General features: G+C 64.2%; 22 protein-coding genes. 21 read left to right on the top strand and 1 reads right to left on the bottom strand.

Annotated elements, in window-relative coordinates:
* Positions 1-8: 8 nt before the first annotated feature.
* The 20 genes from GO986_RS12300 (at position 9) to GO986_RS12205 (ending at position 17,377) form a co-directional block, all read left to right on the top strand.
* Positions 9-941, top strand: a complete 933-nt coding sequence (locus GO986_RS12300) for a hypothetical protein (protein ID WP_157459602.1) — start codon at positions 9-11, stop codon at positions 939-941.
* Positions 941-2,551, top strand: a complete 1,611-nt coding sequence (locus GO986_RS12295; protein ID WP_157459601.1) for a hypothetical protein — start codon at positions 941-943, stop codon at positions 2,549-2,551. Before GO986_RS12300 ends, GO986_RS12295 begins: the two co-directional genes overlap by 1 nt.
* Positions 2,552-2,617: 66 nt before the next feature.
* Entirely contained in the window at positions 2,618-5,725 is a 3,108-nt protein-coding gene (locus GO986_RS12290) for a type IV secretory system conjugative DNA transfer family protein (RefSeq protein WP_157459600.1), read from the top strand.
* Positions 5,722-6,258, top strand: coding sequence for a phospholipase D-like domain-containing protein (locus tag GO986_RS12285; protein WP_157459599.1), 537 nt, complete (start codon positions 5,722-5,724; stop codon positions 6,256-6,258). Before GO986_RS12290 ends, GO986_RS12285 begins: the two co-directional genes overlap by 4 nt.
* Positions 6,259-6,679: 421 nt before the next feature.
* A complete protein-coding gene (locus GO986_RS12280) occupies positions 6,680-7,060 on the top strand; it encodes a lytic transglycosylase domain-containing protein (RefSeq protein ID WP_198170632.1) in 381 nt (126 codons plus the stop codon).
* 16 nt (positions 7,061-7,076) lie between these two features.
* Positions 7,077-8,024 (top strand): AAA family ATPase, encoded by a 948-nt coding sequence (locus tag GO986_RS12275; protein ID WP_157459597.1) that lies wholly within the window; start codon positions 7,077-7,079, stop codon positions 8,022-8,024.
* Between the two features lie 391 nt (positions 8,025-8,415).
* The gene (locus GO986_RS12270; RefSeq protein WP_157459596.1) at positions 8,416-8,829 is read left to right on the top strand and encodes a hypothetical protein; all 414 of its coding nucleotides are present in this window, start codon (positions 8,416-8,418) and stop codon (positions 8,827-8,829) included.
* A 72-nt stretch (positions 8,830-8,901) separates the two neighbouring features.
* On the top strand, positions 8,902-9,531 hold the full coding sequence (locus GO986_RS12265) for a hypothetical protein (protein ID WP_157459595.1): 630 nt from the start codon (positions 8,902-8,904) through the stop codon (positions 9,529-9,531).
* Positions 9,532-9,607: 76 nt separating this feature from the next.
* The gene (ssb, locus tag GO986_RS12260; RefSeq protein ID WP_157459594.1) at positions 9,608-10,315 is read left to right on the top strand and encodes a single-stranded DNA-binding protein; all 708 of its coding nucleotides are present in this window, start codon (positions 9,608-9,610) and stop codon (positions 10,313-10,315) included.
* 163 nt (positions 10,316-10,478) lie between these two features.
* Entirely contained in the window at positions 10,479-10,661 is a 183-nt protein-coding gene (locus GO986_RS12255; protein WP_157459593.1) for a hypothetical protein, read from the top strand.
* 59 nt (positions 10,662-10,720) lie between these two features.
* On the top strand, positions 10,721-11,170 hold the full coding sequence (locus GO986_RS12250; protein ID WP_157459592.1) for a hypothetical protein: 450 nt from the start codon (positions 10,721-10,723) through the stop codon (positions 11,168-11,170).
* 183 nt (positions 11,171-11,353) lie between these two features.
* Entirely contained in the window at positions 11,354-11,575 is a 222-nt protein-coding gene (locus GO986_RS12245; protein ID WP_157459591.1) for a hypothetical protein, read from the top strand.
* A gap of 14 nt (positions 11,576-11,589) precedes the next feature.
* Positions 11,590-12,462: a ParB/RepB/Spo0J family partition protein gene (locus tag GO986_RS12240; RefSeq protein WP_157459590.1), complete on the top strand. Its 873-nt coding sequence runs from the start codon at positions 11,590-11,592 to the stop codon at positions 12,460-12,462.
* Positions 12,463-13,098: 636 nt separating this feature from the next.
* Positions 13,099-13,803, top strand: coding sequence for a hypothetical protein (locus tag GO986_RS12235; RefSeq protein ID WP_157459589.1), 705 nt, complete (start codon positions 13,099-13,101; stop codon positions 13,801-13,803).
* On the top strand, positions 13,800-14,087 hold the full coding sequence (locus GO986_RS12230) for a hypothetical protein (RefSeq protein WP_157459588.1): 288 nt from the start codon (positions 13,800-13,802) through the stop codon (positions 14,085-14,087). Before GO986_RS12235 ends, GO986_RS12230 begins: the two co-directional genes overlap by 4 nt.
* Positions 14,088-14,138: 51 nt before the next feature.
* Positions 14,139-14,336, top strand: a complete 198-nt coding sequence (locus GO986_RS12225) for a hypothetical protein (RefSeq protein ID WP_157459587.1) — start codon at positions 14,139-14,141, stop codon at positions 14,334-14,336.
* Positions 14,333-14,695: a hypothetical protein gene (locus GO986_RS12220; protein WP_157459586.1), complete on the top strand. Its 363-nt coding sequence runs from the start codon at positions 14,333-14,335 to the stop codon at positions 14,693-14,695. The genes GO986_RS12225 and GO986_RS12220 overlap by 4 nt, the downstream gene beginning before the upstream one ends.
* 31 nt (positions 14,696-14,726) lie before the next feature.
* The gene (locus GO986_RS12215; RefSeq protein WP_157459585.1) at positions 14,727-15,131 is read left to right on the top strand and encodes a hypothetical protein; all 405 of its coding nucleotides are present in this window, start codon (positions 14,727-14,729) and stop codon (positions 15,129-15,131) included.
* Between the two features lie 35 nt (positions 15,132-15,166).
* The gene (locus GO986_RS12210) at positions 15,167-15,775 is read left to right on the top strand and encodes a hypothetical protein (protein WP_157459584.1); all 609 of its coding nucleotides are present in this window, start codon (positions 15,167-15,169) and stop codon (positions 15,773-15,775) included.
* Positions 15,776-15,805: 30 nt separating this feature from the next.
* Positions 15,806-17,377, top strand: coding sequence for an AAA family ATPase (locus GO986_RS12205; protein WP_157459583.1), 1,572 nt, complete (start codon positions 15,806-15,808; stop codon positions 17,375-17,377).
* On the opposite strand, the gene GO986_RS12200 is transcribed toward GO986_RS12205, so the two are convergent.
* Complete coding sequence (locus GO986_RS12200; protein WP_157459582.1) at positions 17,374-17,766, bottom strand: hypothetical protein; 393 nt, start codon at positions 17,764-17,766, stop codon at positions 17,374-17,376. The genes GO986_RS12205 and GO986_RS12200 overlap by 4 nt on opposite strands.
* 85 nt (positions 17,767-17,851) lie before the next feature.
* On the opposite strand from GO986_RS12200, the gene GO986_RS12195 reads away from it, so the two are divergent.
* A complete protein-coding gene (locus tag GO986_RS12195) occupies positions 17,852-19,330 on the top strand; it encodes a vWA domain-containing protein (protein ID WP_157459581.1) in 1,479 nt (492 codons plus the stop codon).
* The last annotated feature ends 16 nt before the right edge of the window (positions 19,331-19,346 follow it).

The raw sequence follows: 19,346 nt of genomic DNA, 5'->3' as shown, positions 1-19,346 counted from the left end.
GAAACCCTATGAAAACGACCCGGCTGTTTATGTTGACCGCTGCTCTGCTGGGCAGCTCCGTGCAGGCGACAGGGATTACCCCACCCACACAGATCAGCAACGCCTACGACTTTTACAAGCGGAACAAGGCCTGGCTGACCTCGCTCACTGACCTACAGTCCATCAGCGACCGCATCTTCAACGAAGACAACATGAAAAATATCGCTGGCGTGATGCTCCAGCGCCTGGCCGATCAGGGCTTCAATACCTTGGGCATCAATCCAGATGGCTTTTTAAATGACATGCAGGCCCAGATTGACGCCATCAAGGCAGAAATCAATAAGGGGCAAGCATACATCGCTTCCGGCGCGTTCATGAAACCGGGCACCAAGGATGTCGACACGTCCATCGCCTTCAACCCTACGTTGCAACAGATGAAGCGCGACAGCGCCGTGCAGCGTCTCCAGGCCGATGAACAGACCAAAGTCCAGCTTCAAAACACGGCTGACAGCGCCAAAACTGTGGAAGAGACCCTTAAAACCTCCGAAACACTTCAAGACCGTGCCAAGGACGTGGCCAGTCAATCGCTTGAGCTGGGCAACACCCTGAACGGGGTCGACAGCACCCGTGACGGCGTCCAGGTGCTGGGCCAGATCATCCTGGAAGACATGAACAATCGCGCCATGAGCGACGCGGCCCTGGCCGCTCAATTCGCCCAGCTGGCCCGCAGCATGGACATCACGAACCAGACCATGGGCGCCGTGGTCAGCGACATCATCGCCAAGAAAAAAGGTGAGGCTCAGGCCCGGCAGCAGATCGTCGAGGAGCAGGTAGCGCAGTCGGTGGCCCGCGCTGACCAGACGGCCCAGACCATCGAGTCCACCGGGGTCACCATCAGCAATCTGACAGCGCCTACGACACCAAGTTCCACCTCTGTTGGTGACCTTCTGCGGGGCAACTGATGTCCCGCAGGACAGCGGCGATCCTGGGCCTGCTGCTGGCCATGTGGGCAGGTCAGGCCCATGCAGTCAATGCCACGCCCGGCCTCTCTCTGGATCTCAGTGACTACATTCAGAATCCGGGCGACTGGCTCAGATTGATTGCAGCAGACATCGGGAAATATCACATCTACGGCTCCCTGGCCCTGTTTGGCCAGTACCTAATCGGCGGCTTGGGCCTATACACGATCTTCTTCAAAGGCATCCTGCGCAGCAACTGGGGTGTTGTGGGCATGACCATGATTCGGACCCTGATCGTGCTCGCCCTCATGAGCAGTACCCGCGCTGGCAATGGCCCCGTATGGGCCGCCATCGATCTGTCTTCAAGCGGTTGGGTGGCGATCTACGACAAGGCCTCAGGCCTCGCAAACCCTCTCATTAAAAATGCGATTGAACCTGGAACAGCTGCCATGGCGGAGGCGGCCCACAAGTACCTGATGGCCGCCGGTGCCGCATCTGGTATTGCGGAAGTCATCACCACCGCCCAGTGGCACAATCCCGGCAACCCCCTCGACGACGCGACGGTGCAGAGCCTCGTCACAGCCGAAATGCAGGCCCGCAAAACCTCTCCGGTGGATCAGGCCAGTTGGATCGTGCAACTGGGCTATCTGCTGATTCTGGGCTTCTTCTCCCTTTACGTGGCGATCATCATGGGGTCGGCGCTGACCCTGGTGCTGACCGGGTTCACGCTGGTGCTGGCCGTGGTGGCCTGGGGCATCAGCGACGGCAAGATGCTGAAGTGGACCCTGATGGCCGTACTTGGAACGTGGCTGACCGCCCTCCTGACGCCCTTTGTCATGGTCTTGGCCGCCAAAACGACGGTGCAATTCCCCCAACACGTGCTGACACGTCAGGTCGAAAACCACACGGCGCAGTTGGAAGCTCTGGCCTACCAGTACCGCGACGCCATGGTGCAGTGCATGTCGAATGTCACAGGCACCGGCAACGAGCTGGGGGTTCCGAAATGGCTGGGCGGTGACTACACCTGTAGCGGCATCAAGGCTTTCTTCCTGCAGATCAATTCCGGGTTGCAGAGCTTCTTCAATATGATTCGGGGCTTCATCATCTTCGTGATTTCCCTGATCATCGGCCAGGCGATGGGCGCCATGTTCTTGCGGCGTGTACCGGCGTATTTCGCCACGGCACTCAGTACGGGCATCGACTCAGCGGTCTCCGGCATTCAGGCCGTTGGGGCCGCTGCGGTGGCCCGCGCCATCGGCGGTCCAGCATCGGCAGCGTCCAGACCCGCAATGGCCCTGGCAGCGTCTGGCGGCCGCGGGCTGGTGGGCGCGGCGACTGCGGGCGAGCGCGCCGCGACCGCAGCAGGCGCGGCAGGCCGTAAAGCTTACGGCACTGCCCGTCTGGCCAACGCCATGAGCAACTCGGTGGACAATGCGCCGGGCCGCACGGCCGCTGGCTCCTACTCTGACGCGGCGGCGCGCCTCCACCCCAGCAACGGCCGCCAGACTGGCCCAAAGGCCGCCTACACGGGCAACCAGGGCACGCACGGCGATACCAGGGGCACCACTGCCGCTGTCGGCGCCAAAGCAGGGCAAACCGGCCGGAAGAAATAACCCCAGCGCAGAGAGGCGGGTGGCCTGTAACCAGGGCCCGCCTCCTTGCTTTGAAAGGAGAGGGAGATGCTACAAAAGCGCCACAACGTCGAGAACGTGCTGCTCAAAAACCTGCCAGCGTGGCTGGTCGCCTGCATGATTGCCTGCGTGCTGCTGTTTCTCGGCGGCTTGATCTACAGCTGCGCAGAACTGGTCCGCGCCATGGCAGAAATCGGGAAACAATTGGTGGAGCTGGGCTGGGGACGCACCTACAATGTCACCCACCCCCTCCTGGTATTTGGCGCTTGCCTGGGCGACGGCACCTGCGCGCCGGGCGCCAATAAAGCCCTTGAACGGGCCATTCCCTATGTCCCTTTTCTCGCCAGCGTCATGCCTCTGGCCCTGGCGGCTGGCCTCTTCGGACGTTACGCCACCAACCCCAACGTGAAGATGCCCGGACAGCAGCGCTGGGCCGTGGCCGAAGACGCCAAGATCAAGCTCTACACCGAGGGGGATCAGGAGCGCCCGGAAAACCGGCGCAGTGGCTACATGGGCTATTTCATGGCGCCTGCAGGCCCCGAAAAATTTGACCTTTCCAAGCTGAAAATGATGATGCCGCCGGTTGAAGACCGGTGCACCAACACCATCATCATTTCGGGGGTTGGCGGCGGGAAGACTTCAGGCCTGTTTATTCCTCAGCTGATGACAGACGCGATCCAGGGCAACAGCGTCATCCTGTTCGACCTGAAATACCCGAACAAGCGCGGTTTCTACAACATGATCGCGTTCTGGCACCGGCTGGGGCGCAATATTCAGCTGTTCACCCCATTCAGCGAAGACACGCTCCATATGCCCCTCCTAGACGCGGTGGTGGACCGGAAAACAGCGCTGGAAGTGGCCGAGAGTCTGATCACACCGCCAGAGCACCAAAACGAGGTTGGGGCGCACTACAAGAACGTGGCGCGCGACACGCTGGCGTCCATCATGCTTGCGGTGGCCAATCACCCTGTGCCGTCCAAACGGACCTTCCGCGAAGTGCTGCGCGTGGCCCAGTCCACCAAAACCGAGCTCGAGCACTGGTACAAGCAAGAGAGCGCCAACAACCCAGAAATCAAAGAGGCCATGAAGGGGCTGTTTGACCGGAGTGCGGCTGCCAACGCGGACATGCTCCGCAGTCTGGTGGCTGACTTGAAAATCTTCTTTGACCCCATCTTGGAACGGGCCACCACAAGCAGCGCAGGACGAAATCTCAACCTGCATCAGGTGTTCCGGGAACCCACGCTTCTGTATATCGGGATCGAGCAGGAGCACATTGAAAACGGGTCCGGCGAGGCCCTGATCAAGTTGATCAAGCGCCTGATTGACCGCATAGGGCAGCAGGAGGCGGCGCGGGTGGGCGGCGTACTCCCTATCCATGTCGAATACCTCTTCGACGAGTTTGCATCGTTCGGAAAGATTGGCAACATGCTCCGTTCGACCGGCACAAACCGTGAGCGCAACATCGGTATGACCTTGGGGGTACAGAACAGCAGCCAGGGCCGCCTGGTCTATGGGGAACTCTTGTATGCCGCCATGACCGACAACGTCATGGGCCACACCATCCTGCTTCCCTACGGCATCACCGGGAAAGACGCCATTTACTGGTCGGAGCTTCTAGGGACCACCACCCGCGTAGTCCCGACGGAAGGCGTGACCCGTGACGCCCTGATGCCCAACCCGTTCAACGCCCGGCGGACCCAGGGGGTCAAAGTCGAGAAGCAGGCGTTTTTGCCGCCAGAAGAGTTCGCCACATACACCAAAAACGAGGGCGTTCTGATCATGATGGGGTGCCCGCCAGTCCGCATTAAATTGCCGCGTTACGACGCATTGGAGGTGGTCAAAGGCGGGCGCTGGGGCCGCAAGTCCGTGCCCAACCGCATCGCGCAGGTGTACCGCAACGTGATGGGAGACACTGCACCAGGCGTCCTCACCGATCAGCTTCTGGCCGACCCGACCTTCCGGCTCAAAGGGCGCGCCATGACATCAGAAACGCTACCCGATACACCAGAGGCCATGCTGCACGCCTGGGCCGATGCCGCCTTGGAGCAAGGGGCCAAGGTGCGTCTGGTTCGCGCGTCCACACCCCATAAGGTGTACATAGAAATCGCCTCATTCTCCAGCCCTTTAGCCGAAGACCAAGTGACTTTCCTAGTCGATCAGAGCAAATGGCTGGCTCGGGGGGCTGCAGGCACAGAGTTGCGTATTACAGACACTGGTCAGGCCCTCCTGGGCGAAGCAAAGATGCAGCGGTTCTTGGATTCGGAAGTCGTGGGCCCGATTGTCCGCTGGATGCGCCAGCGGGCTCAGAATATTGAGCACCACCCTGTTCGTGAATCACTTCCAGATGATCAGCGGCAAGAGGCTATGGCCTACTACGAATTTGAAACTCTGGCCATGCCGTCGACCGATCTGCGCGAGCTCTTGGGCGTAGTGCCTGAATTACCCACCCGCAGGGTAGGAACCCGGAACCTTGTGGTGGTACCCCTGAACGATCCTGCGCGCCTGCGAGAAGCCGTGGAAAAAGCCCGAGAGAAGGCGGCGCAACAGAATGCCGGCGAAGCCACCGGATGGGGCAAAACCCGCGAAGTAGCGGCAGCACAACTGCCTCTGCCCAAGCACCGCGTCCTCAACATCAGCAAGGGCAGTGGCAAGAGTCCGAAGGGGAGCAAGCCCAAAAGCAGGGGCGCTACTCTTCTGCAAGAAGCCGCGCACCGTCAGCAGCAGGAGGCCGACGATATCGCCCTGACGGCCGCGCTAGACCAGGCTGCGCCCGTTCCGCCACCAGTCAGCAAGAAGCGGAACAACACTCCTGCAGCACCCTTGACCCTGTTTCTGCCGCTGCCTCAGCTTCAAGCTGAAACACAACCCTTGGTGCCTGAAGCGCCAGCCACTGCGCCGCAAGCCCCTGTCTCCATTCAATCTCTGGAAACCTCCGAAGAGGCAGGAACCGTCAAACGCAGAAGGTCAGGGCCTGCGCCGAAAGGCGACAAACCGAAAGCAGCCAGAAGTCAAAAAAAGGCCTCGAAACCCGCCGACCAAACCACATCTCCCCTACTGTCCAACGAGGGGCCGAGCAGTGAGGCAGTCACCCCTGACCAGGAAGCGGCCGACGCCTTCGATGTGTTCAAAACCCACCGCCTGAGGAGTGAAGAATGAAGCGATTTGGTGTTGTCCTGACCTTGCTGCTGAGTCCTACCGCCAGCGCCCAAACCTCTATGCAGGTTCCCGTTTTGCAGGCTGCCACATTAATTGAACGGGCGCAAAATTCCCTGCTGATCTACGCCCCGACGATGCAGAACAGCGATGTCACTTCGGCATACCGGAAAGCCTTGGTGCGCCAAGTGGCGACCGTCATCATTACGACCCCACAAGCCGTCCAGAAGGGTGGACGGAATGAGCGGGTGGTGCAGGTGGCCTTTGCCGGGTACGACACCCAGGTGGCAAAGTTGTACGCACCTAAGATCACCAATGCAGCTGAGAGTGTGCCCTTTGTCGTAGTGGACGAAGCCTTCGCTCTTGTTGGCACGAACCTGACACAGGTTCCCCTTCCAGGCGACCCGGTCAGCGTCAGCCTGGTTCGTGATCCCAAGGTGGTGGCTTCGCTGGCTCAGTGGGTCAAGAGCAACGCGCGGGCCAACCCGCCTGTAGACCTCCAGCAGTGGCTGGCGCAGCGCTTGAAACGCCCATGAAGGCGCCTGGGCGGAACCAGGAACCGCCTACGGTGAAAGCGAGGTGATGCAATGAAACGAAGATTTTATCTGGCAGACGTCTTCTGCGCCCTATGCGTGGTCCTTGCCTTTCTGGCCGCTTTTTCAGGTGGAGCGCTGGGGGTCCTGATCGGGATGGTGGTGCTGGGCACAGGATTGGGTCTAAGTGTCGCTCACCGCATCTTGGTCGGGGTGCGGCTCCTGAATATGCCGGCACCGCATATGTCGGCTTTGTCTGGAGACCCCTCCTTGCGTACAGCACGCTCACCCCGAACTGTGCTGACCTCGGATGACCACGGGTAAGGTTCCCGTACGCCTGAGCAGGGCACTGGTCGCGCTCCTGACCAGTGCCCTGTGCGCGTCTGCGTCGGCCTGTGGTGTGGTTCCAGAAACGCTGCACCGCATGACCGTTTTCCAGGCCAGGGCCTTTGGCCTGGATCCGGATTTACTGGTCAGCCTGATCTGGGTCGAGAGCCAGTACTGCGCCCGCGCAGTGAGCGAAGACGGCGCACTCGGGTTAGGCCAGCTGATGCCCGCGACCGCCCAGGAAATGGGGGTGCAGGAGCCCTTCGACCCCAATCAGAATCTCTACGGCGCCGCGCGCTATCTCCGCCTCCAGTGGGACACCTTTCACGACTGGAATTTGGCCCTCGCTGCCTACAACGCAGGACCTGGCCGCGTTCGTCAAGCTGGTGGAGTTCCACCCATTCCCGAAACTCAGACCTACGTCGCCAAGGTGCTAGGCACCTACACCGCACTCAAACGAACCCCACTGCGGTTCTGATTTACCGAGGCCATTTATGACAGTGCTTGACCTGACCACACCGCGCGAATATCAGATGATTCTCGACGCCTTGCCTGATGAACTTAAGCCCTACCTTCAGGGCCGAATGCACTTGGTGGATGACATAGCGCTTGATGTGGGACAACACTTTGCCGTCCTGATGGACGACTTGAGCGTGACCTTTGACCGGGTGATTACGGCACCAGATATCGAGCTGGTGCTGAACAACGTGGGGCGCCCAAGAGCCGATGGACGGCAGGGGATCGGTGGTACCCTGCACCGGTTCAGTGCGGCTACCAACGCAGGGGGCGAGTACACCTCTATTTCCATCCGTGTAGGCCGGTATCTCATGGGTATGCTGGAGCCGCTGCGGCCTGTCATCAGGCAGGCCAGAGGTGTAGCTATTGTCGGTGAGCCGTTCAAGGGTAAGACGGCCACCCTCCGTGACCTGATGCGTCTGCGAGCTGAACTTCAAGGCAAGCGGCTTTCTGTGGTGGATACCAGCGACGAATTGCTGGGGCCAGATGTCAAACCTCACCCCTGCGTGGGCGCTGCTAAGCGGGTGTCAGTCGGTGACCCGGCGCGGCAGAAATCCATGATCGCTTACGCGCTCCAAAACAACAGCCCACGGGAATTGTTGACGGATGAGATCGGGCCTCGCGACGATGTGCCACTGGTGGTGGAATATGCGAACAAAGGCGTGTTCATGAATGCAACTCTCCACGCCCGGGACGCTGGCCAGGCGTTCGCTAACCTCACCTACCGTCCTCTCTGGGGCCTTGATGCCCAGCGGCAACAAACTGGTCTGCCCATTTTCAGCATGATCATTGAAGTGGTGGACAAAGGGGTCTACAACGTCATTGAAAACGTGCCAAAAGCGGTCACATCATGGCTGGAAGGGGAACCCATTGAGCACTACTGTGTCGACACGCGTACGCCTCAAATTACCCCCAGATCGGCCTAATCTTGCCAGCCACAGAGCCGCCCGTCCTGGGCGGTTTTGTCATGGTTTGAGAGACCAGCATTCAGCGGAATAGCGCAGCACGTTGCGTGATTTAAGCGAAGTGTTCGCACAGCAACCCGACTCATCTCTATCTCATTTTAAGCGAATGCGGCTAGAGGCGGGGATGCGAGGCCAGAATGCGAGTTTTACATTTAAGCGCTAATCCTAGAACTCAAGAGATACATGGACTGCACCGACACCGCGCCTGTGCATGCCCTCTTCACTCCACTTTCCATTTCACTTCGCCAATCAGTTGACTTTATAAAGCTTTATCTCTCATGGCTTGCTCATCGCCAGACGATCCTGAGCGCTCGACCATTGGGAAGAACCACGTCCAACGTACTGTCAGGCCATGAAGATTGACGGCAAAGACTATGTGCGGCTGAGTGAAGTGCTGCAACCAGTGAAGAGTGACGCTGGACGGGTCAAGCGCCTGCTCTCGGCCTACGACGAGGCATACCGGAGCAAGGTGTTCGAAGCAGTGTATCTGCGGGACGCACTGCCCAGCGCACAGGGCGGGCGCCGTGACGAGCTGATTGAAGTGACGCCTGGCTTCACCCTGTGGCGCAGCAGGGCCGTCGCCGTGGTCAACGACGAGGGGCCGCATTCAGAGTTGGCCGCTTCTGTCGATGAGTTGACATCCGGCGCGGTCAGATTCGAGCAACTGTGTAAGGCAAGGCGGGCTGGTGGTCACGCTGCCCGCACCACTGGAAGGTCCCCCCGAAGCCGAAAATCGAAAGGGGAGCCTAGCGCTCCGGAAGTGTAAGCAGCGCGCCGGCCTCACCAGAGGTCGGCGCCCTCCATTCAGGGTCGCGCGCTCCGCGCGCGGAGTAGGACTATGCGGAAACAGTTCGAAGTGCAGTACGCCACAGGACGCTCCATCACAGTTCATGACCCCCTGGCCCTGGCAGGCGCGGTGTTTCGGCAAGCGCCCGAGCGGGTGCTGGTGTACTGCGGCTCCACTGGCGAGGTGCTGGAAGAATTGGACGGTCGCCTGCGCTGTGTGTGGTCGGCGCAGCAAGCCCCTGCCCTTGAAGTTGTAGCCAGTCTCTTGAACGGCGTGGCCCTCTTGTCGCCCAGCGCCGACGTTCAGCTGACTTGGGCCGAAGGGGTCACGCTGCTCATGCTGCTCTCGGTCCCAGACAGCGGCCGCCGCGACCGCTTGGCCCAGGGCACGCTGGAAGTGGCGACCAGCGACCAATGTGTCACCCTCACGCTCCACGGCGGCCGCGACACCCTCTTCCTCAGCGCACCTGAAGTGCGGGCGATAACGCGCGCGCTCCGCACCGTCCTTCAGGACTCGGCGACTGGCGCAGCGCTGCTTCAGTCCGCACAGACCCCCCTGGGCTCCTGGGAATACAAGTTGCCCTCGCCCTTTGCCCGGCGCAGTGCGCCGGCGAACAGCTCGGTCGGCGCCGGGCACTACGTGCGGCCGGAACGCAACCGTGGCCGGGTCGGGCGGCGGTGAAGCCAGCAGAGGTCGGACGCGTACCGCGTCCAAGGGCGGAGAGAGGGTGGGCAGCAGCTCACCCCAGGAGGTCATCATGGTGGGACTGAATCGAGTGACATTGGCCGGGCGGTTGACACAGGACGTTGAGATTCACGAGACCCCAGGCGGCCTGACGATCTTGCGGGGCACCATTCACGGGCAGGAGGATCTCTTCACGGAGGCCGGGCCGCGCACCGTGGAGTGGTACCACCGGTTCGAGTTGGCCGGTGGCGCCGCCAAATACGCGGCTCAACGCGCCTGCGGTGCGGGGACAGCCGTGATGCTGGACGGCATGCTCGACTATCAGGAGTGGCCGACGGCAGAGGGCATCCGGCGGGCGCTCCGGGTCAAGGGCCTTCAGCTCTCGGTCCTAGACGTCACGCCGGACGGCCCGTTCGGTATGAACCAGGTCATGGTGGCCGGTCACCTGGGCCGCAACGCGCAGATGCGGGGGCAGGGTGAGCCGGTGACGGAACTCCGACTCGGCGTGTCTGACCGGTTCACCAACAGGCAGGGGCAGGCCCAGTCGCAGACGCACTGGGTCAATGTCACCTTGTGGCGGCAACTGGCCCGCCGCTTCCAGCACCTGCAGAAGGGAGCAGGCGTGGTCGTCACCGGCAAGCTGGTCAACGCCAGTTGGGAGGGAAGTAGCGGTCAGCGTCAGACCGAAACCAAGGTGGAGGCGCAGCGGGTGATGCCCCTGGCGGCCAACCGACAAAACGCCGTGGCCTCGAGCGAAGGCAACCTCGCTCGCGTGTCGTGAAGCGGCGCTGGACAATGACACCAGGGGCAGCGCTCCACCAGGTGTCTTCAGGACTGGAGGTCACGTGACGACAGCGAAAGTGTTCCACTCCGAGCAGCCCGGAGCCGTATGGCCCGCAGGGTTCCGGCAGGTGGCAGAAATTGAGGCGTGTCTCGATGCTGACATGGCATTTCGCCTGACGCAGCACGGCGCACTTGGCCTGCGCCATTGGGCAGAGCAGCCTGGGGTGCACTGCCTGGTCTCTAAGGAACAGGTGCGCAGCACCCGCACTGGCGATGTGGTGGTGCTGGGTGACCAGGCCCTGCAGTGTCTCAGCTTCACGGAAGGCTGGGCAGTTCTGGGCTGAGAGCGCGTCAAGGGGTCCTCCGCGCAGAAAGTCGCGCACAAGGTGCGCTTCAGGTGGGCATGATTCACGACGAGCCCGAGCAGGTTATCGCTGCCTTTCGCGGCACGGACTTTCGCCTCACGCATTCCAACCCCAACTTCCACGAAACGCATTACCGCATCGTCGGCCGCCCCAACACCATGGTGGCGGCCGTCGACGTGCGGTTCAACACACTGGCCGAAGTGCGTGACCTGGTATGGGAGAGTCCGGCACACGCCCTCATGCCGGGTGTCCTGCACTACGCCACCCAGCACCGGGTGTTCAACGGCGGTGTGCTAGGGGGATACGCCGCCGTGCAGACCTACTTCCGGCGCAAATGGTGGGGCATCCGCCGCCTCAATGTACTGGCCCTCTGCCGAGAACTGGACATCGCACCGGACCAGCGCAGCGCCTGGCTTGAAGGTGCACGCGCCTATATCGCGCTGTTCTGGCAGACCTGCGAACACCGAAGCGCGTCGGCCGCGGACTGACGGCAGAGGGCGCGGCGGACGGGGCCGCCGCAGGGGCCGCGCGAGGAGGTGAAGATATGTGGACGTGGCTTAACTGGATGCCCTTCTGGTCGCCGCCCTCCGAGCTGAACATCGGCTCGGAATGGCAGATGCTCTAAGCGCCCGAGGCCTACAACAGTGGGCCTCTCTTTTTTTGAGGTGCGCATGCGCGGAATGTTGAAGTTTTATCGGTTCCTCCTGGCACTGCTGCTGTGCAGCGGCCTGGGCCTGATCGGTCTGGCAGTGTGGCAACTCCATGCGGGGCCGGCCAATGTCGAGTTGATGCTAGGCAAATTCGCAGGCGGCATGGCCCTGGTGCATGTTTGGGCGCTGGGCGTGCCGGTCGTGAAGCGGTTCGAAGGTCGCGCCGTCCCGGCGCAGAGGTAGTGCAGGAGGCGTAGATGCAACCACTGTTTGTCCAGTCCGGCGAGCGGCACCTCTGCACGGTGCCGCTCGCCGACATTGAGCCCCCGCCGCTGCGGGGCACGCGGAACCCCATCGGGCCGAGTGTCAAAGAATTCGGCATCCTCACGCCACTGGAACTCTACGCGGCTCCTCCTGACTGCGCCTTCCGGTACCGCGTCTCCGCGGGGACACGCCGCTTCCATACGGCGGTGGCCGCTGGCTTGGAGACAGTACCTGCTTTCGTCAGCACCGATGCCCAGACCGCGGCCGACATCACCGGCATCGAGAACCTCGGCCGCTCCAACAATCCAGTTGCAGAAGCCCTGGCGCTGCGGGAGAAGCTGGCCCAGGGCTATGACCTGAAGGCGGTGGCGCGGCTATGGGGCGCGCCGCAAGGCACCTTGAAGAAACGGGCGAAGCTCTTGGAGTTGCCAGACTGGGTGCTCCTGGCGGTGGGCGAGCAGGTGGCGGTCAGTGTGGTGGAGGCTCTGGCGGCTATGCGAGAGCCCTACCGGACCGAGGCCGTCGAAGCGTTGCAGCGGAAGCTGGCCGACCCCAGCGCCCAGTTCACGGCTGATGATCTGAAAGCCACCCGCGTCGCCGAGGAACAGGACTTGAGTGCACTCCTCGGCACGGCGCTGCTGGACGCGCCGGCCCCGTTGGTCCAGGTGAATGCCGCCGCCGATCTGGCTGCCCGCGTCCAGGCCATGGCCCGCAACGAGGGCGTTGCACTTGAAGACTTGCTGCTGGCGCTGCGCCCCAGCCCCCCAGTGCCAGAACCGGAAGGGGTGAAAACTCCTCTCCCGAGCACCCTCACTGTAGGCGGGCCGCCGTCACGCATTCGGATGAACCGCCCAGGCGCGGCGTAGGGGCCAGGAAGGGGCCTGGGCGCGTCTGGCCCCTCCCTGCCCGCCGGGCACCATTCTTCCGCCTCTTCCTGACCCGCACAGGCGGCGCCAGTGACCGCACCGGAGCTCTGCATGACCGGACCTTCCCAACTTCCAGTAGAAGCGCACGTAGACCTGCTCAGCGGCCCGCTGGCGACCCTACTGGCGACTGTGGCCGCGCTGCCCATCTCTGCCCGTCCAGGGCTGACCCTGACTCTGCACGGGGCGTGCCTGAGCTGGCAGCAGACGCCGACCCACAGATCGCCGTGGGTGATGATGACCTACCTCAATGCGGACGAGGCCGTCAGCGCGGTGCTCGCAGCCCGGCCACCAGAGGTCTGCGCCACGTGGTCACACCGGTTTGAACCTCCGGGGCTCGCCGCGCTGCGCCGCGCTTCAGCTCTCCGCCAGCTGCTCGGGCCCTGGGCGGCGGTTGAACTGCGAGGCGACCTGGCGTACCACCGTCTCATCCGTGGCCCCTGTTCCGTCCACAGAACCCTCTTGCCCACACTGAGGTTGGACCGGGCACCACGAGGCCCAGTCGCCGCCCTTCACTGGTGCGACTGATCTCGGCCAGGGTCGCGCGCCCAGCGCGCTCGTGAAGCGCCGGAGGGCGACATGAACGGACAGGCTCAAGGCGGACGGCGGCTGTGTGGCCAGGGACGAATTCTCGGAGGCTGGTACCTGGAGTGCGCGGTGAGCCGCAGCGGCACGCACCCACTGGATCACTTTCTGGTGGACTTCCCCACCCTGGTGCCGGCGAATCTCCATATCAGTCCCCTGGGCGTGACCCTCTGGACAGATGCCCAGAACGTCACGCATGTGATCGACGTGGTCGGTGAGCAGCACTATCCCTTTGTGCCGGATTTCTGGGAAGAAGCGCGGCGCATGGGCTTTTCCCGGAAGGTCTCGCCGACTCTTCAGGTGGGCAAACTCAGTGCAGCCAGCCGGTTCCTCTTCATCCATGCCAAGGCCCTGATCGCCAATCCAGAGGACTTAGCACCTTACCTGGACGGCACCCACCTGTGTCCCACCCACAAAGGGCACGCCCACGACACCAGCTGCACTGGGCTTCATTGGCAGGTCACACCTGGTGCGGGGACAGACGGCCGCACCCGGTTCCTGGCGGAGGGCGAATACACCCTCCGCGGACAATTGCGGGCCGGGGCACCTGCCCCCCGGTATGCCCGCGCCATCTTTGCCTCGGTGCCCATCACCGGTATCAGCCATGTGGTCGGCCAGTCGGGCCTTCAGGGCGCCCACCAGGGACAGTTTGCGGCGGCGCAGCACAGTGGCCTCCCGGTCTACGCGGTGCCGGTATGACGCTGACCTCCATGGCGGCGCTGCGCCTCACCGCAAGCACGCTTCGGCAGGAGGGCGCCCGGCCAGACAGCCAGCGGCTCAGCGCCTTTGTGCAGGAACTCAGTGCGTTCTTCCACAACGCGCCGCTGGACGAGCTGGCCGCCGCCGCCTGGCCAGCGGTCGGTGATTCGGTGGCCTCCTTGGGCGAGGTCCTGCAGCACACGCCCGAGCCCGAGGCCCAGCAGCGCGCTCTCCGAACCGAAGCGCGGCAACGGATCTTGCACGAGCTTCTTCCGCTCCCCTGACCGGGAGTGCGCCTTCACAGGAGGCGCGCCCAGTGGGCGCGGCGTCACCGCATGCCCTTACACACTGACGCGGCCACTGCACCACCAACCTCATCCCCACAAGCCGCGCGGTCCTGCCGCAGCTGTGGCGGGGCGCAGGACTACTCCTTTGACCTGTGTGAGGTCTGTGCCGAGCAGGCGTACGAGGCCGAAACCTGGCGCCTGCTGGACGAGTATCAGGCGCAGCTGGACAGACGGAGCGAACCGTGACGGTGGATGGTCTCACCCGATTTGACCGCGCGTTTGACGCGGCCGCGGCCGTCTGTGTCGCTGTCAGGGTGCCGCTTGCCAGGGAAGGCGTTTGGCTCGAGGCCCTGCGCGCCAGTGGACTCTCCGCCGAGCAGTCGGAAGCTGACGACACACACCTGACCTGTTACGTCCGGCCCAACATCGCATCCCACCTCATGACGGCGCTGCTGTTCCTGGGCACCCACCACGGCACTGTAACTCTCCCGAACACCGAGCGGGGCCAGCAAATTGCCGCTTGGTTGCCCCGCTCTCAGTTGAGTCGCCAGGCCGTCAGCCAGATCCTGTCGCCCTCACCCCATGGCCAGAGAAGTCGCGCCTGACGGCGCGGCCTGAAGGCAACAGGAGGATGTTATGTCTGAATCAGCGCTGTCCGTCTCCACTGCACCCGCTTTCGTCCTGGTCACCCCGCACACCACCTACCTCGCCCACTGCGCCACCGAGGGCCTGGCCGAACGCGCCGCCGCGGTGCTCAACACGCACTACGGGCCCGGCAGCGTTTTGGTGCAACCCGCAACAGGCCAGGAGCGTGACGCTCAGGGCTGCGCGCTGGAGCTGCTCTCCCGTGACCAGGACACGGAGCTGGTGGTGGCCGCCCAGGCCACGCTGGACGTCCACGCGGCCGTCTTCGTGCGCAACGTTCATACCTTGCGCGGCCTGGTCTGGGACGGCCTTCGATTGATTCAGGGCATTCCCGTCGCCTCTACCCTGTGTGCTGAGAAAACACTGGCCCTGATGGAGCAGTACTTGCCCTTCTGACCCCAGAGTCGCCCCTGACGGGGCAGGGGACGGCCATGATGTATCTGGCCGCCACGTCCAGCAGTCTGCACGGGGCTCACCCCCGGATTCACGTCATGACCGGGCCACGCACGGGCGGCCTGCGCCCACTGGGAGAAGGCCGCCTCTGGGCCTCGGATAACGATGCCTACAGCGGCCGCTTCTGCCCTGAGCGCTTTGGGCGTCACCTGCAGCGGCTGCTGCCCCATGCCCAGCGGTGCCTGTTTGTCGCGGCCCCCGACTTTCCGGGTGACCCGGACAGCACCCTGGCCTGCTGGCGGGCCTGCATGCCCCACCTGGCCCTTGAGTTCCCATATCCCTTTGCGTTCGTGGCCCAGACCGGCTGCGTGCCCGAGGATATTCCAGGCGACGCAGGCGCCCTGTTTCTGGCAGGCCACGACGCCTGGCGAGAAGGCCAGGCTGGCGCCGACTTGATCCAGCACGCCCGCGAGGCGCTGGGGCTCCACGTTCACATCGGGCGGGTCAACAGCGCCTCGCGACTGCGCCACTTTGCTGGTCTCGGGGCGCACAGTGCAGACGGCACGTACTTGAGCTACCAGGGCGTCACGCGCGGCCTGGCCGTCATTGGCCGGTGGCTCGATCAGACGCCAGGCGTCGCCCCCTGACGGGGGCACCCGGGCAGGCGGAGGAACTTCATGACCAATTTCTGGGGTGCCGTGACCCGTATCGCCTACAGCCACACCAAATCGCAGGCCGTCTGGCCCTCGCTCGCGCATCAGGCCCCGATTCCAGACGCGTGCCACTCCAGGTTGAAAGACACGGACCAGCCCAGTGTGGTCGGCTTGGGCGTGGTTGTGGGCATCTGTGCCCTGCTGCGGGGCGAGGTGTTCCTCAGCCAGGCTGCCGATGAGGTCACCGTCTGCTACATGTCAACGGCAGCGTCGTCGGCCACCAGGCGCCGGATGCGCGCACACCTGGCGCGGCCCTCCGGCCTGCACCTGCAAGGTGGCGTCGGGCGCACCGGCCCTTTCGTGCTGGCCGTGGCCACCGCGGTGCTGGCCCAGCCCCCGGCCCTCCAGGAGATCACTGAACGCTGGTGGGCCCTGATCGGCGAACTGACGCGCGTGCGCGGCGCTCGCACCACTGCCGAGCCGAGCTTCAGCGCCGCCGACCTGCGGCACGCCAGCAACGATCCTCAGGCCACACAGGCCTTGATGGCCCTGGTGGACAGCGTTTACTACGGCCTGAAGGCCGTCTATATGGCGGGCGATCTCACGCACGAGGACAGCGAGCCCCCTGCACCCATCACCGAGGAGCCACTCGGCCGCCTGACGGTGCTCGGCGTCCCTGCGCCGTCTGGTGGGCGCACCCTGGTGCCGGGGAACACCATCACTGAGCAGCTGCAACGGGCCGCGCGCCGGGGTGGCCGCGTGCTGCTGGTGGGGCCGACTGGCACCTTCAAGACGGAGACGGCCAAAGCCACCGCCGTGGCGCTGGCGCGGCCCATGTTCGTGGTCAAAGGCAGTCCGGACATGGAGGACCGCGACTTTCTGGGGGGCTACCAGATGCTCGACGGCGCGCCGCAGTGGGTCGACGGTCCCTTCACCCAGGCCTTCGTCCGTGCCCAGCAGGAAGGGGTGGTGCTTCTGTTCGACGAGCTGCTCCGAACCGACCCGATCAACCTTTCCAGCGCCGTGGGCTACTTGGATCATGTCAGCGCCCAGGAAGCCGCCCTGATGGGCGTCTCCGGACTGCCGGACGGGCGGTACTACGTGCTGCGCCTCAAAAACGGTGAGCTGGTCTGGGCCCCTGTCGTCAACGTCCTCCTGATCGCCACCACCAACCTCGGGGACGGCTACCTGCAGGCCGGCCAAGGCATTGATTCGGCGCTGTTGGGACGCTTCTCCCGCATCATCGATATGGAGTACGCCGAAGCCGACGTGGCCCTGGCCCTGTACGGGCGGTTGTTCGGAGACGCCGCGCTGGTGGCCAGTGCCTACGCGGTCGAACTGGACACGCGGGAAAACCATGTCAGCCGCTCAGGCCTGCTGGAGCGCGAGGCCAACCCGCGTGTGGTGATCAGCTGGCTCGAACTCGTGCAGGCCCTGATGGAAGATGGGTGGCCCCGGCACGAGGCCTTCCGTCTCGCCGCCGAATCCACCCTGATGCCGTTTTGCGTGGCCCGCGATCCAGGCGGCCGCCTGGATCCGTCGGCCCTCGCCGATCTGCGCCGGGTGGTGGACGCCCAGGCGCTGCCCCTGGTCTAAGCGCGGGTGCCGGGCGCGCGGTCCGGCACCTGTAAGGCGATCAACACCCACAGCCCCACCAAGCCCAGCAGCCGGGCCAGAACCGCTGGCACCACGGGCACGCTGACCTGAAGAAGCTCGGCTGTCAGGGCCAGCCCACCCACCCCTGCCGCCAGCAGGGCAGGCACGGTGTGCTCCGAGTGCCGCTGAAAGGACTTTCCCGCGCGCCAGAAGTACGCCAAGGCGCTCAAGCTGATCAGGAGATCCAGCACCAGGCGACCAACCGGCGCGCCCAGCGGGGCCAGGACGGCCACTTCCCAGATGTAACTGACGGAGAGGCCCGCCAGACCGATCACACCCAGGACGCGAAACGCGGCGTCCTGCCAGGCCTGCGTGAAGAAGTTCTGCATCCCTTCAGGCTAGGGGGCCTCTGGTTGCCGCCAGCAGGGGCGCGCCGGTCGGGGCCGGCGCAGCAGGGGGCCATCAGGAGGCGTCATGCGTGTACCCCAGAGTTCCAGTTCCCTGCCCTGGCCCCAGCAGAGCCGGTGGCGAAGCTTCGTCAACGATCTGTTCCGCTTCTACAGCCGCCGCAGCACCTACGCCGTGATGATGACCACGCAGTACGGCACGGCGGCCGTCGATCCGCAGCACCAGGTGGTCTACCTCAGTCCGGAGCTGCTGCCCACCGCCCCACCTGGCACCGTGCGCCACGAGCCGGATGACGAGTTAGGGGTGCGCGCCCTGCTCATCCGGGGCCTCATGGCCCATGAGGCCGGGCACGTCCAGTTCAGCCTCGACAAACCGGCCGCCCTCTTGGGGCAGCTGTGGAACGCGCTGGAAGACGAGCGCATGGAGCGGCTCATGGCGCTGCGGTACCCCGAGCTGGAGGCGGCCTTTGCCTTCCTGGGCGACACGCTGGCTGAAAAGGTGTCCAGGGACTGGACCGGCTCTTCACTGGAAGGGTGCCTGGCCATGCGCTTCGAACACGACCGGCCGGAGCCCAAGTGGCACCCCGCCCAGCCTGACGAGTGGGCCGACGTCTGGCCGCTGGTTCAGGCGGCGTGGACCGCGCCAGACAGCGACCGCGTGGTCTGGATTTCCCGCTGCATCCTGGGGCTGCTGAGCAAGGCCGAGGACGCCGACGAGCAGCCATTTCCCCTGATCCTGCGTGCCGATGGCGCGGGCGATCAGTCGGCTGAGCCCAGCGGCGCGGGTGGCCCCCCCGGTGCAGGCCCAGCCGGGGCACCCGCGGACCCCGCCCCGCCTGCGCCCCCTGCTTCCACGGTCCAGGCCGATATTGAAGGCCCGGCCCGCGTCCTGGCCAGCGTGCTGCGCGAGCAGACGAAACTCGCCCGGAGCCGCGCCCACGACTCGAGGGGCCATCTGGACTTTCACCGCTATCTCGAAGGTCGCCAGCGGCTCTTCCGGCAGAAGGAGGTGCCGGAGCAGGCCCGCACCGTGCAGGTCACCTGGATTGTGGACCGCAGCGGCAGCATGGACCATGAGGGCCGCATGCAGAGTGCGGTGCAGGCGCTGCGCATGGGCGTGCGGGCCGCGCAGCTCGCGCAGGTGCCCACGCGGGTGCTGGCCTTCGATGACCAGGTCGAGGACGTCGTGACTCTGCGGTGCCGGCCCGAGCAGGCCATGACCCAGGTGGGCCAGCTCTCTGCCCGGGGCTCGACCCTGCTGGCGCCCGCCTTGAAGCAGGCGCTGAGCACGCCGCGGTTTCCCGGCGATCAACACGTCCACATCGTCATCTGTGACGGTGGCCTGGAACCGTCCGACATGCAGGCCTGCGGGCGACTCATCCGGGGACATCCAGACGTCACGGTCCTGCCGGTGCTGATCGGCGACGCGACAGAACCGGAATTGCTTGAGCAGTGGCGGCGCACCTTCGGCGTGCTGCTGGCCGCCCACGACCACACCCAACTGGCGCCGGTGATCCGCGCCCGACTCCGCGCCCTGCGGCGCTGACCCCTTTGGAGGATGT

Origin of the sequence: Deinococcus arboris (assembly GCF_009755355.1) — a bacterium.
Taxonomy (GTDB): domain Bacteria; phylum Deinococcota; class Deinococci; order Deinococcales; family Deinococcaceae; genus Deinococcus; species Deinococcus betulae.
Note: the sequence above shows the minus strand (reverse complement) of the source record. Positions and strands in the feature narration are given on the sequence as shown.

Bases quoted from the DNA above. Each gene is read 5' to 3' on its own strand.
- GO986_RS12245 (WP_157459591.1), top strand. From the start codon at position 11,354: ATGCGCGGAATGTTGAAGTTTTATCGGTTCCTCCTGGCACTGCTGCTG.
- GO986_RS12215 (WP_157459585.1), top strand. From the start codon at position 14,727: ATGTCTGAATCAGCGCTGTCCGTCTCCACTGCACCCGCTTTCGTCCTG.
- GO986_RS12285 (WP_157459599.1), top strand. From the start codon at position 5,722: ATGAAGCGATTTGGTGTTGTCCTGACCTTGCTGCTGAGTCCTACCGCC.
- ssb (WP_157459594.1), top strand. From the start codon at position 9,608: ATGGTGGGACTGAATCGAGTGACATTGGCCGGGCGGTTGACACAGGAC.
- GO986_RS12250 (WP_157459592.1), top strand. From the start codon at position 10,721: ATGATTCACGACGAGCCCGAGCAGGTTATCGCTGCCTTTCGCGGCACG.
- GO986_RS12230 (WP_157459588.1), top strand. From the start codon at position 13,800: ATGACGCTGACCTCCATGGCGGCGCTGCGCCTCACCGCAAGCACGCTT.
- GO986_RS12205 (WP_157459583.1), top strand. From the start codon at position 15,806: ATGACCAATTTCTGGGGTGCCGTGACCCGTATCGCCTACAGCCACACC.
- GO986_RS12290 (WP_157459600.1), top strand. From the start codon at position 2,618: ATGCTACAAAAGCGCCACAACGTCGAGAACGTGCTGCTCAAAAACCTG.
- GO986_RS12300 (WP_157459602.1), top strand. From the start codon at position 9: ATGAAAACGACCCGGCTGTTTATGTTGACCGCTGCTCTGCTGGGCAGC.
- GO986_RS12235 (WP_157459589.1), top strand. From the start codon at position 13,099: ATGAACGGACAGGCTCAAGGCGGACGGCGGCTGTGTGGCCAGGGACGA.
- GO986_RS12265 (WP_157459595.1), top strand. From the start codon at position 8,902: ATGCGGAAACAGTTCGAAGTGCAGTACGCCACAGGACGCTCCATCACA.
- GO986_RS12295 (WP_157459601.1), top strand. From the start codon at position 941: ATGTCCCGCAGGACAGCGGCGATCCTGGGCCTGCTGCTGGCCATGTGG.
- GO986_RS12200 (WP_157459582.1), bottom strand. From the start codon at position 17,766: ATGCAGAACTTCTTCACGCAGGCCTGGCAGGACGCCGCGTTTCGCGTC.
- GO986_RS12280 (WP_198170632.1), top strand. From the start codon at position 6,680: ATGACCGTTTTCCAGGCCAGGGCCTTTGGCCTGGATCCGGATTTACTG.
- GO986_RS12225 (WP_157459587.1), top strand. From the start codon at position 14,139: ATGCCCTTACACACTGACGCGGCCACTGCACCACCAACCTCATCCCCA.
- GO986_RS12255 (WP_157459593.1), top strand. From the start codon at position 10,479: ATGGCATTTCGCCTGACGCAGCACGGCGCACTTGGCCTGCGCCATTGG.
- GO986_RS12210 (WP_157459584.1), top strand. From the start codon at position 15,167: ATGATGTATCTGGCCGCCACGTCCAGCAGTCTGCACGGGGCTCACCCC.
- GO986_RS12275 (WP_157459597.1), top strand. From the start codon at position 7,077: ATGACAGTGCTTGACCTGACCACACCGCGCGAATATCAGATGATTCTC.
- GO986_RS12240 (WP_157459590.1), top strand. From the start codon at position 11,590: ATGCAACCACTGTTTGTCCAGTCCGGCGAGCGGCACCTCTGCACGGTG.
- GO986_RS12270 (WP_157459596.1), top strand. From the start codon at position 8,416: ATGAAGATTGACGGCAAAGACTATGTGCGGCTGAGTGAAGTGCTGCAA.
- GO986_RS12195 (WP_157459581.1), top strand. From the start codon at position 17,852: ATGCGTGTACCCCAGAGTTCCAGTTCCCTGCCCTGGCCCCAGCAGAGC.